Source organism: Photorhabdus luminescens subsp. luminescens, from assembly GCF_001083805.1.
Lineage (GTDB): Bacteria > Pseudomonadota > Gammaproteobacteria > Enterobacterales > Enterobacteriaceae > Photorhabdus > Photorhabdus luminescens.
Window position 1 is genome coordinate 344,298 of the sequence record NZ_JXSK01000005.1, and the last position, 12,412, is coordinate 356,709.

The following is a 12,412-nucleotide window of genomic DNA, read 5'->3' on the forward strand; positions in this document are numbered from 1 at the left end:
TTGCATTCGGACAGAATTTTCTACTTATCCTAAATTTTAATTAATATCACAGAGCTTTCAGGGGGAGGAAGTTCAGCAGTCTGCCATTTTTATCATTAATAGGGCTATAATAGTGCCTTACCATCTGTCTCATCTACTGGGATGGGTTTCTAGTTGTCAGGCACTCCGTCTGACAATCAACCTATTCTCTGCTCTGGGGTCTGAACTTAATGTTAAGTTATCGTCACAGTTTTCATGCCGGTAATCATGCTGATGTGCTGAAACACACGGTACAAAGCTTGATCATTGAATCTCTCAAAGAAAAAGAAAAACCTTTTCTCTATCTGGATACACATGCCGGTGCGGGCCGCTATCAACTTGGTAGTGAACATGCTGAACGTACTGGTGAATATCTGGAAGGGATTGCCCGCGTCTGGCAGCGTGAAGATTTGCCGCAGGAATTAAACGCTTATATGAGTGCAGTGGCTGCATTGAATAAAGGTAGCCACCTACGTTATTACCCAGGATCGCCTTTAATTGCCCGCCATTTGTTACGGCAGGATGATAAGTTCAATCTGACAGAACTGCATCCGAGCGACTTTCCCTTAATACGTAATGAATTCTCCCGTGATAACCGTGCTAGAGTTGTGCGTGAAGATGGTTATCAGCAATTAAAATCACAATTGCCGCCACTGAGTCGCCGCGGATTTATTCTTATTGATCCACCTTATGAACTGAAATCGGATTATCAGGCTGTTATACAAGCAATTCAGGAAGGTTATAAACGTTTTGCAACCGGTGTTTATGCGTTGTGGTATCCGGTGGTATTACGCCAGCACGTCAAACGACTGGTTAAAGAGCTGGAAGCAACGGGCATTCGCCGTATTCTACAAATTGAGTTGGCTGTCCGGCCTGATAGCGATCAACGAGGAATGACTGCTTCTGGCATGATCGTGATTAATCCGCCTTGGAAACTGGAACAGCAGATGAAATCGGTGTTGCCGTGGTTACATCAGGTTCTGGTGCCGGAAGGCATTGGTCACACTGTGGTTAAATGGGTTGTTCCAGAATAGCTTTTAACAATGGCAGCGAGAGCCAGAACCATCATGCCTGCTTGATATTTTTTGTCATAATAGGCTTTGGGTATTAACTCCCTTGAACTGATTAGATGGAAACAATCCAGAATGAGCAAACATTACGACTATATAGCAATTGGTGGTGGCAGTGGTGGCATAGCATCAATTAACCGTGCGGCTATGTACGGGCAGAAATGCGCCCTGATTGAAGCTAAAGCACTGGGTGGAACTTGCGTCAATGTGGGCTGTGTGCCGAAGAAAGTGATGTGGCATGCGGCGCAAATTGCAGAATCTATTCACCAATATGGGCCAGATTATGGCTTTGATACGACAGTCAACCACTTTAACTGGAAGACTCTGATTGCTAGTCGCACTGCTTATATCGATCGTATCCACCAGTCTTATGAACGTGGCTTGGGTAACAATAACGTTGATGTGATCCAGGGATTTGCCCGTTTTGTTGATACATATACTGTTGAAGTGAATGGTGAAAAAATCACCGCAGATCATATTCTGATTGCGACAGGTGGCCGTCCTGTGCGGCCTGATATACCAGGATCAGAATATGGTATTGATTCTGATGGTTTTTTTGCATTGGAAGAGATGCCAAAGCGGGTTGCGGTTGTTGGAGCAGGCTATATCGCTGTGGAAATTGCCGGTGTATTGCATGCACTTGGTAGTGAAACTCATCTATTTGTGCGTCAACATGCACCGTTGCGTTCTTTTGATCCGATGATTGTTGAAACACTCTTGGACATTATCAATACCGAAGGGCCTACTTTACATACTGAGTCTGTACCAAAATCAGTAAGTAAAAATGCGGATGGTAGCCTGACCTTGCAACTACAAAACGGCAAACAGCAAACCGTTGATGCCCTGATTTGGGCTATTGGCCGTGAACCCGCAACAGATAACCTGAATCTGTCTGTCACCGGTGTTGAGTTGAATGAAAAAGGCTACATCAGAGTTGATAAGTACCAGAACACGAATGTGAAAGGTATTTATGCAGTAGGTGATAACACCGGTGCGGTGGAATTAACTCCCGTTGCGGTTGCAGCAGGCCGTCGCTTGTCTGAGCGCTTGTTTAACAATAAACCGGAAGAACATCTGGATTACACCAATATTCCAACTGTCGTATTCAGCCATCCGCCTATTGGCACTGTAGGGCTGACAGAACCTCAGGCGAAAGCGCAATTTGGTGAAGAGCAGGTGAAAACTTATCAATCTTCTTTTACTGCGATGTATACCGCTGTCACTCAACATCGCCAACCGTGCCGGATGAAATTGGTATGTGTCGGGCCGGAAGAGAAGATTGTTGGCATTCATGGTATCGGCTTCGGAATGGATGAAATGCTGCAAGGTTTCGCTGTTGCATTGAAGATGGGGGCAACGAAGAAAGACTTTGATAACACGGTTGCAATTCATCCCACTGCGGCGGAAGAGTTTGTAACGATGAGGTGATGTTGTTGAACCCTATCGATAACATTTTTCTAAAGGCCGATTTCATTCGGCCTTTCTTTTATCACTCTCTCTCATCAGAGGTAGGGTAAGGATTTGTGCGTTGCTTGCTGATCGGCTCAGATGAATGAGTAATCTATCAGCGTAATAGATGTTCAAAGATTTACCTCGATGGATATTGGAGAGGCTCTATCAACTCTTTAGTAAAAACTAACGAAAGATCACAATATGCTTGCTTTCTATACAATGATTCTGTGGGAGTAGGCTATGATAATACGGTGATGTTGTTGAAAATTTGCTTATATGTAGTTTTAAATTCTGGAAAATATCTTTCAGAGAGTCAGATTCAGTGAGCTTTTTTGAAAATTCAAATAAGGACTCAAATGTGGACAAACCTCAACAGCAAAGCCGAAGAGCTTTTCTCAGCCAAACGGGTAAATTCACTACCGCTTGTGCGGCGATTTCCTTGACCGGAGGAATCGCGCAGGCTGTATCATCGACCACTGCCGCTAATACATCATTGATGCAGACTACCCTTATTGATAGCCATTACTATCTGAGAGATGTGCTATTGGAGGATGGGTTTGAATATAATGACGATACCGTGATTGGCACACGTACCGCATTATATACATTAGAAATCAAAGATGGTCGGATCGCTTCGATCCATGCTACTGGTGTGCTGCTTAATAAGCATTTGCCATGTTATCAAGCACAGGGACAGTTGTTGTTGCCTGCTTTCCGTGATATGCACATCCATCTAGATAAGACTTTCTATGGTGGTCCGTGGCAGGCGCCGTTGCCCCGTCAGGGTAAAACCATTATGGATATGATAGCTCAGGAACAAACTCTGATCCCCAAGCTGCTACCTACCTTGCAGCAGCGAGCGGAGGGGTTGATCGCTCTATTGCAATCCAAGGGCAGTACGATAGCTCGTAGCCATTGTAATATTGATCCGGTTAGTGGTTTGAAAAGTCTGGAGCATTTGCAGTATGCGTTAGAGAATCACCGTGATGATTTCAGTTGCGAAATCGTTGCTTTTCCTCAGCACGGTTTGCTGCACTCCAAAGTGGAGGGGCTGATGCGTGAGGCGATGAAAATGGGGGTGCAATACGTTGGTGGGCTAGATCCTACTAACGTAGATGCTGCGATGGAGAAATCACTGGATACCATGTTCCAGATTGCACTCGATAATAACGCTGGTGTAGATATTCATCTGCATGAGGTAAGCCCAGCGGGTGTTGCTGCTATCAACTATATGATTGATATGGTGGAGAAAACATCCGCCTTGCGTGGAAAAGTGACTATCAGCCACGCTTTTGCTCTGACCATGTTGGATGAGGGGAAACTAACAGAAACTGCTTCCCGTTTGGCGGAGCAGCAAATCACGATTGCTTCTACAGTGCCGATCGGTAGCTTGATGATGCCGTTGCCGCAACTCAGGGCTAAAGGGGGATTTATTATGACGGGTACTGATAGTGTGATTGATCACTGGTCGCCGTTTGGCACGGGTGATATGTTGGAAAAAGCGAATTTGTACGCGCAATTGTACCGTGGCTCAGATGAATTTCATCTTTCCCGTGCTGTGGCTATTGCTACTGGCGGTGTGTTGCCGCTTAATGACCAGGGGCAGCGTATTTGGCCGCAGGTAGGTGATAAAGCTGAATTTGTCTTGGTGGTCGCTAGTTGTTCTGCTGAGGCTGTGGCACGTTTGCCTGCCCGTCAGGCAACATTCCATCAAGGGCGCTTGGTGGCCGGTGCTGTAGTCAGGTCTTGATCCAAAGCTCCATGTTCAGCCATTCGACAATAAAATCAGCCACCTGTTTAGGTTGATTGATATTCAATTGTGGCAAAATAGTCTCCAATTTTTCATCACTGGCAACAGCAATCACATGTTGATCAAGAAGATCGCTTAATCGGTGGTTAAGAATGTTGCGGTATAGAGCGATCTTATTGATTGGTTCATCTTTAAAACCTTCCACTAGAATCAAATCCAGTGAATTTGGATCAAAACGGCTGGCAAGATAATTCAGATCTACTTTCATCGAATCTGGCGTTTCTGTCATTAATGCCCAGCGTTGTTGGTTGGCGACTAGAGTTTGTTCTGCACCGGCTTTGCGTAGTTCATAACTGTCTTTACCCGGTTTATCCACATCCATATCGTGATGAGTGTGTTTTATCAGACCAACCCGGATTTGCCGTTGACGTAATAGTGGAATCACTTGTTTGAGAAGTGTGGTTTTTCCTGTTCCGCTATAGGCTGTAATGCCCAGTAGCGGAAGCGGTTTTGTACTCATTTTTTGATCTCCTGTGTATTCTCCCAATGTTGGCAATCTTCCGGTGTATTCAGATTAGTGAAGACAATGGGACTATCGTCAAACTGAATGGCTATTGCTCCGATCTTATGCATAAACAGTATTAATTTGCGATCACCGTCAGCCAGATAATTTTCTAATTGAGAAATCAGACTGCGGTGTAGTAAAGCGATAGTCGGGTGAGTTTGGTTGCCATTATTTGCATAGGCTGCCAGTGCCTGCTGTTTTCCCTGCCATAAGCGAGTGACCAAATCAGTAGGGAAATTTGGTACATCACAAGGAACAAACACAACCCAGTCGTGACTCGCTAATTTTAGGGATGCCAGCATTCCTGCAAGAGGTCCAGAGAAATCTGGCGTTAAATCTGGAACAATTTGATAACCACTTTGTCGGTAAATATCCAGATTGCGGTTAGCGTTGATAATTAATTCATCTACTTGTGGAGATAGCTTATCCGCAACATGTTGGTACAGTGGTTTTTTATTTAAAAAAGTTAACCCCTTATCATTGCCGCCCATACGGGTGGCGCGACCTCCAGCAAGGATTGCACCGCTTATTTTTGGTTGCATAATATTCGATTTATCAACTGAGGTGGTTGTTACCGCCAATATACTTCTTTCAGCTTGATTATTTAGTCTTAACTAAGCGTTTTGAGAATAAGATCACCAGATAACTTGCTGATAAGAGAGTCATCTTTACGCTTATTGACAGAGCAGTTCTTTCTCTATGCGCTCATCCCTGTTAATTTGTATAGGCTTTATTGATAAGGAATTCGGTATGAAATGTCATTAGTTCGATGAAGTGATCGAATTTTTACACTTGGCATGAAAAGGATCACTAAGTGGATTTTCAAACTGAGCTATTGCGTGCCGTGGCGTTATTACAGATTAATCAAGAGAATAGAATGTGCTAACAAACCAATCTGCTTTTAATTTCCGGGAATTAACACCGGATTTGATTATGGATGCATTGGTGCAGACCGGGCTGTATATCGATTCTGGTCTGACAGAGTTAAACAGTTATGAGAACCGGGTTTATCAGTTTATAGATGAAGATCGTAAACGTTATGTTGTGAAATTTTACCGGCCGCTACGTTGGGATCAGCAACAGATTCAAGAAGAGCATAATTTTGCTTTGGCGCTACAACAGGCTGATTTATCTGTTGCGGCGCCTTTGGTATTTAATGAGCAAACTTTACTGACTTTTAACGATTTCTTTTTTGCCGTTTTTCCAAGTATCGGAGGGCGTCAGTATGAATCCGATAATCTCTTTCAGTTAGAAGATGTAGGGCGTTTGCTAGGGAGAATTCATCAGATTGGTCGCCAGCAAAAATTCACTTCTCGTCCAACTATCGGGTTAAATGAATATCTGCATCAACCACGACAATATTTGGCTACATGTGAGTTGGTTCCTGCGGGACAGAAAAGACAATTTTTGGCGGTATTGGATGATTTGATCGATGTCGTAGTATCAAATTGGCGCGATGATTGGCAAATATTGAGGCTTCATGGTGACTGCCATCCGGGTAATATCTTGTGGCGTGACGAAGCTTGGTTTGTTGACCTTGATGATGCGCGTAACGGTCCGGCAATGCAGGATTTATGGATGTTGCTTCATGGTTCCCGTCAGGAACAGCTATTGCAGTTAGATACATTGTTGGAAGCCTATAGTGAATTTGCAGATTTTGATCCGAAGGAGTTGTCATTAATAGAGCCATTGCGTGCTATGCGGATGATCTATTATTTGGCATGGGTAGCCAGACGTTGGCAGGACCCTGCGTTCCCCAGGGCATTTCCTTGGATGACAGATACCGATTTTTGGTTAAAACAGACGTCACTTTTTTCTGAACAAATTAAGCTGTTGCAGGAATCACCTTTGCAGCTTAACCCGATGTATTAATGTTTATCATGGAGATAGTTATGAAGAAGTTGTGGTTAGCTTTAGTCGGAATGGTGATGGCATTTAGCGCATCTGCCGCCAATTTTACCGAAGGAAAACAGTATGTTGAATTGAAGTCGCCGGTGGCGGATCAACCGCCGGTGCTAGAATTCTTCTCTTTCTATTGCCCCCACTGTTATCAGTTTGAAGAGATTTTTAAAGTTCCTCAGACGGTAAAACAGCATTTACCGGAAGGGACAAAACTTGTTCGTTATCATGTGGATTTTTTAGGGCCGCTGGGTAAAGAATTGACGACTGCTTGGGCTGCGGCAATGGCAATGGGTGTCGAAGACAAAGTGACTCCGGTGCTGTTTGAGGGTATTCAGAAAACACTGGCTATTAAGACTCCGAATGATATTCGCGATGCTTTTATCAAAGCCGGGGTGACGACTGAGGATTATGATGCAGCCATGAGCAGTTTTGTGGTGAAATCCTTAGTTGTTAAGCAGCAAAAAGCCGCTCAGGATTTGCAACTGCGAGGTGTACCGGCAATGTTTGTTAATGGTAAGTATATGGTGAAAAGTGACGGTATTGACGCCGCTTCTGAGGATAACTATGCGAAATCCTATTCGGACGTTGTTAACTTCCTGTTAAATAAGAAGTAATTTTGATGGTGTTGAAATAGAATGACGTAAGCATGTGCCGGAGTGAGAACCTTTGGCACAATGCATGTCAGAAAGACTTTTCTGTGAGACAAACTCTGGTTATATCCACAACTCTGTGATCTATAAGGCAATATGACAGTTTAATGACTAAGATTATAAGTCATTGATTTTTTACCTGAGGTTAATAAGTTTTTTTTATCGACGATCAATACCTAAATAAAACTCGTAATATCTATACACAAAGTTATCCACAGAATTTATAGTAGGGTGTGAGTATCTGAATCGGGTTTCAGTAAAGAAAATTCACATAAAATTCGTTTCCTACTTCTTGCTGTGGCATCCTATTTCCTTATCACACCCGTAACAGATACAGATAATGAAGAAGATTTATGGCTCAGATAGCAGACAATCCCCTGATTTTGGTTGATGGCTCCTCATACCTTTATCGTGCTTATCATGCTTTCCCTCCGCTGACGAATAGCGCAGGTGAACCGACCGGAGCTATGTATGGCGTATTGAATATGCTACGCAGCTTGGTCATGCAGTACAAACCAAGCCATGTAGCGGTGGTATTTGATGCTAAAGGCAAAACTTTTCGTGATGAATTGTTCGCTGAGTATAAGTCTCATCGTCCTCCTATGCCGGATGATCTGCGTACTCAGATAGAGCCGCTACATCAGATGGTCGAAGCTATGGGGTTACCATTGCTGGTGGTGCCAGGAGTAGAAGCTGATGATGTTATTGGGACTTTGGCGTTACAGGCAGAAAAAGAGGGGCGTGCGGTACTTATCAGCACTGGCGATAAAGATATGGCGCAACTGGTAACGCCAAATATCACGCTGATCAATACCATGAATAACACCATCTTGGGGCCGGAAGAGGTCGTTGAAAAGTATGGTGTGCCGCCAGATCTGATTATCGATTTTCTGGCATTGATGGGAGACTCTTCTGACAACATTCCTGGCGTACCTGGGGTGGGAGAAAAAACCGCACTGGGATTACTGCAAGGGATTGGTGGCATGGATGATATCTTTGCCAATCTGGATAAAATTGCCGGGCTCAGTTTCCGTGGGGCGAAAACGCTGGCGGATAAGATAGTGCAGCATAAAGATGTCGCTTATCTCTCTTATAAATTGGCAACTATTAAAACCGATGTTGAATTGGATAAGACTTGTGTTGCTTTGTCAGTCAAAGAGCTTGATACGGAGAAACTGCATCAGTTGTTTTCTCGTTATGAGTTCAAACGCTGGTTAAGTGATGTGGCAAACGGCGATTGGCTGGCGGAGAAAGGCAAAAAACCAGCATCTACTGGCAATGATGAATCATCTCCGACAGAAGATAAATCTGTTGCGGCCACGCTTTCTTCTGATAATTATCAGACTATTCTTGATCAGAAAAGCTTTGATGAGTGGATTGAGAAGCTGAAAAAAGCGCCAGTTTTTGCTTTTGATACCGAAACTGACAGCCTTGATACTTTGACTGCTAATCTGGTGGGTATGTCATTCGCAATTTCTGCCGGCGATGCGGCTTATCTACCTTTAGGCCATGACTATCTGGGCGCGCCGGAACAACTTGACAGAGAAGTTGTGTTGGCTGCATTAAAACCGCTGCTTGAAGATAGTAACCTGCTGAAAATTGGTCAGAATATTAAGTTTGATCGTGGCGTGTTGGCGCGTTACGGCATTGAACTGCAAGGCATTGCTTACGATACCATGCTGGAGTCTTACGTACTTAACAGCGTTGCAGGCATGGGGCGGCATGATATGGATAGTTTGGCTGAACGCCATTTGAATCATAAGACTACGACGTTTGAAGAGATTGCCGGCAAAGGTAAAAATCAGCTCACTTTTAATCAGGTCCCGGTAGAACAGGCCGCAATGTACGCCGCAGAAGATGCAGATGTCACTTTGTTGCTGCACCAGGTGATGTGGCCGCAATTGGAGAAAGAACCGACACTAGAAAAGGTATTCCTGAAAACAGAAATGCCACTGGTCATGGTGCTTTCCCGTATGGAACGTACAGGCGTACTAATTGATGCAAATATTTTGGCTGAGCATTCAAAAGAGATCACTGCCCGTCTGGATGAATTGGAAAAAGAAGCACATGAATTGGCAGGTGAGGTTTTCAATCTGGCTTCGCCAAAACAGTTACAGACGATATTGTTTGAAAAATTGCAATTGCCGGTGGTAAAGAAAACGCCAAATGGGGCGCCATCCACTAATGAAGAGGTATTGGAAGAGCTGGCGGATACTCATGCATTGCCGAAAGTGATCTTAGAGCATCGTGGATTGGCAAAATTGAAATCCACTTACACCGATAAATTACCGCAGATGGTCCACCCGCTGACCAAACGGGTGCATACTTCCTATCACCAAGCGGTAACGGCAACTGGACGCCTCTCTTCACGTGATCCTAATTTGCAAAATATTCCTGTCCGTAATGAAGAGGGCCGCCGCATTCGTCAGGCGTTTGTGGCACCTGAAGGTTACCGGATTATGGCTGCTGACTATTCTCAGATTGAGTTGCGGATAATGGCTCATTTGTCTCAGGATCAAGGGTTGTTGAAAGCATTTGCTGAAGGGCAAGATATCCACCGGGCAACCGCGGCAGAAGTCTTTGGTTTGCCGCTGGAACAGGTAACCAGTGAGCAGCGCCGTAGTGCTAAGGCGATTAACTTTGGTTTGATCTATGGTATGAGTGCATTTGGTCTTTCCCGTCAGTTAGGTATTCCTCGAGGTGAAGCTCAGCGTTATATGGATCTCTATTTTGAGCGCTATCCGGGGGTATTGGCGTATATGGAGCGTACTCGTAAGCAAGCGGAAGAGCAGGGTTACGTTGAAACGCTAGACGGTCGTCGTCTTTATCTGCCAGATATCAAATCTCGCAATGCCATGCGCCGTAAGGCAGCAGAACGTGAAGCTATTAACGCGCCAATGCAGGGAACTGCGGCGGATATCATCAAAAAAGCAATGATTGCGGTGGATGACTGGATTATCAGTGAAGCGCCGAAAGTTTGTATGATTATGCAGGTTCACGATGAGCTGGTATTCGAAGTTCATGAGTCACAGCTTGAATATGCGGAACAGAAAATTCGTGAATTGATGGAGAAGAGTATGGTGCTTGATGTTCCGTTGAAAGTAGATGTGGGTATTGGTGACAATTGGGATCAGGCGCACTGATATGCCAGCTTAATAAACGATAGGTTGAGCTAATACGTTAAAAACATCAGCAACTGCGTTGGGACATTGGGTCTTCCTGATGCCAACGCAGTATGTTAAGTCTTTCCTCTCTTTGACGAGCTAACATGCTAAGTGGTTATGAGCCATGTGTAATGATGCATTAGTCATATTCACCATGCGCTACAAAATCTCCTCCCCCCCAGCCTACTCTCTTGCCATTTGCTCGCAAGGCCGAAAAACTACGGGGCGTTGACGTCAGGCTGATAACGTCTTTTAAGTTCGCAATTTCGGGTGGAATTTTTCCACCATTGTATATGTCTCCCCAGGCGACTACGCTACGGTCTGCTCGTAGGGCTGCAAAGGCATCACTTGATGCACTTAGGCTGATGATATTTTGTACCTTGGCTGCGTCATATTCGACCCGTTCAACACTCGCTATTATTCCCCAAGTGACCACGCTACGATTTGTTCGCAGGGCTGTGAAAGCTGAGCCTGTTGTGATGAGGTTAACGATATCGTTTAATGCAGCAATTTCTGGTGGGATTGGTGTGTCTCCCCAGGCGACAATACTGTGGTTTGTCCGTAAAGCTATGAATGTGTCGCCTGAAGCGGTCAAGCTAATAATGTCCTGTAGTTGGGCAATGGCAGGAGGAACCGTGCCGCTCCTGCTTGCATTTCCCCAGGCAACCACACTGCGGTTTGCTCGTATGGCTGCGAATGCTAAGCCTGTTTGACTCAGGCTAACGATATCTTGTAATTGAGCAATTGCTGGTGGAACCTGACCGCCAAAAAGTGAGTATCCCCAAGCAACCACACTGCGGTTTGCCCGTAAGGCCGCGAAGGTAGAGTACCAGTCGCTTTTGCCAAGTATGCTGACGATATCCTGTAGCTGGGTAATCTCAGGTGGGAGCACTCCAGTTAAAATCCCCCAGGCAACTATGCTGCGGTTTGCCCGTAGAGCCAGGAAAGAATTACCTGCTGAAGTTACACTGATGATGTCCTGTAGTTGGGCAATATCGGGTGGCACTTGACCGCCATATCGATCATGTCCCCAGGCAACTATGCTGCCATTTGCTCGCAGAGCTGAGAAGGCGCTGGCCGTTGAACTCAGGCTAACGATATCTTTTAGTTGAGCAATGTCGGGAGGAAGTTGTCCGCCGTTAACTGAATCTCCCCAAACGACTACGCTACGGTCTGCTCGTAAAGCCGCGAATGCGTATTGTGTTGAGCTTAAGCTAACGATATCCCGTAATGCCGCAATGTCGGGTGGGACTTGACCGCCAAGATGTGGCAGTCCCCAGGTAATTACACTGCCATTCTGCAATAACATAGCGGTTGCTCCGATGGTGGATGCGAGGGCTATGTTATTGCTGCAATAGACATTTTCTTCCCATTCTAATAGAGAGTTACTATTGTTACTTGTATCTAATGAAACATTATCATGTTGGTTCATTACTATTCTCCTGGTTAAGGTCGTATTGGATTTATTCTTAGTCCACAAGGCGCTTATACGAAAAACCATGCCCATTGGGAGGGAGTGTAACAGTTATTTTGTTTTCACTAAGTAATATTATTAGTTAAATAAATTTTTTGTATTCACTCATACCGATTTGTTGTTCATGTAATGCATATTTAGATCCAGATCGCATAAATATGTAATTAAACTACATTTAGTGGTGTCAAAATGAACAAAATCGCCGGCTGAATCGAGATAATTTATGAAAATAAATTACAAAAAGGCTTTTTCTAATACATAAAATAGGGTAGAGTTATCAGCGTAGGGTACAGAGGTAAGATGTTCTATCTTTCAGACCTTTTACTTCACGTAATCGGATTTAGCTGAATATTAGCTGCCCCAGTCA

Annotated in this window: 10 protein-coding genes; 7 read left to right on the forward strand and 3 right to left on the reverse strand. The window is 44.5% G+C overall.

Features of this window, described 5'->3' with window-relative positions:
• Positions 1-209 precede the first annotated feature (209 nt).
• From TI10_RS14630 to TI10_RS14640, 3 genes are all read left to right on the forward strand, one after another.
• The gene (locus TI10_RS14630) at positions 210-1,052 is read left to right on the forward strand and encodes a 23S rRNA (adenine(2030)-N(6))-methyltransferase RlmJ (RefSeq protein WP_049584121.1); all 843 of its coding nucleotides are present in this window, start codon (positions 210-212) and stop codon (positions 1,050-1,052) included.
• Between the two features lie 111 nt (positions 1,053-1,163).
• Positions 1,164-2,516 (forward strand): glutathione-disulfide reductase, encoded by a 1,353-nt coding sequence (gene gorA / locus TI10_RS14635; protein WP_049584122.1) that lies wholly within the window; start codon positions 1,164-1,166, stop codon positions 2,514-2,516.
• Positions 2,517-2,898: 382 nt separating this feature from the next.
• Complete coding sequence (locus tag TI10_RS14640; RefSeq protein WP_049584123.1) at positions 2,899-4,290, forward strand: amidohydrolase family protein; 1,392 nt, start codon at positions 2,899-2,901, stop codon at positions 4,288-4,290.
• Here the strand turns inward: TI10_RS14640 and mobB are convergent.
• Together mobB and mobA are read right to left on the reverse strand one after the other, a co-directional pair.
• Complete coding sequence (mobB, locus tag TI10_RS14645; RefSeq protein WP_049584124.1) at positions 4,280-4,810, reverse strand: molybdopterin-guanine dinucleotide biosynthesis protein MobB; 531 nt, start codon at positions 4,808-4,810, stop codon at positions 4,280-4,282. The two genes, TI10_RS14640 and mobB, sit on opposite strands and share 11 nt — an antisense overlap.
• The gene (mobA, locus tag TI10_RS14650) at positions 4,807-5,397 is read right to left on the reverse strand and encodes a molybdenum cofactor guanylyltransferase MobA (RefSeq protein ID WP_049584185.1); all 591 of its coding nucleotides are present in this window, start codon (positions 5,395-5,397) and stop codon (positions 4,807-4,809) included. Before mobA ends, mobB begins: the two co-directional genes overlap by 4 nt.
• A gap of 337 nt (positions 5,398-5,734) precedes the next feature.
• Here mobA and TI10_RS14655 point away from each other — a divergent pair, with 337 nt between their 5' ends.
• From TI10_RS14655 to polA, 3 genes are all read left to right on the forward strand, one after another.
• On the forward strand, positions 5,735-6,727 hold the full coding sequence (locus TI10_RS14655; protein WP_074525075.1) for a serine/threonine protein kinase: 993 nt from the start codon (positions 5,735-5,737) through the stop codon (positions 6,725-6,727).
• A 20-nt stretch (positions 6,728-6,747) separates the two neighbouring features.
• Positions 6,748-7,371 (forward strand): thiol:disulfide interchange protein DsbA, encoded by a 624-nt coding sequence (dsbA, locus tag TI10_RS14660; protein WP_049584125.1) that lies wholly within the window; start codon positions 6,748-6,750, stop codon positions 7,369-7,371.
• A gap of 389 nt (positions 7,372-7,760) precedes the next feature.
• Positions 7,761-10,550 (forward strand): DNA polymerase I, encoded by a 2,790-nt coding sequence (polA, locus tag TI10_RS14665; protein ID WP_049584126.1) that lies wholly within the window; start codon positions 7,761-7,763, stop codon positions 10,548-10,550.
• Positions 10,551-10,710: 160 nt separating this feature from the next.
• On the opposite strand, the gene TI10_RS14670 is transcribed toward polA, so the two are convergent.
• Positions 10,711-12,003, reverse strand: a complete 1,293-nt coding sequence (locus TI10_RS14670) for an RCC1 domain-containing protein (protein WP_049584127.1) — start codon at positions 12,001-12,003, stop codon at positions 10,711-10,713.
• 342 nt (positions 12,004-12,345) lie between these two features.
• Between TI10_RS14670 and TI10_RS26810 the strand changes: the two genes are divergently transcribed.
• Positions 12,346-12,393, forward strand: a complete 48-nt coding sequence (locus TI10_RS26810; protein ID WP_438361642.1) for a hypothetical protein — start codon at positions 12,346-12,348, stop codon at positions 12,391-12,393.
• Positions 12,394-12,412: the final 19 nt, after the last annotated feature.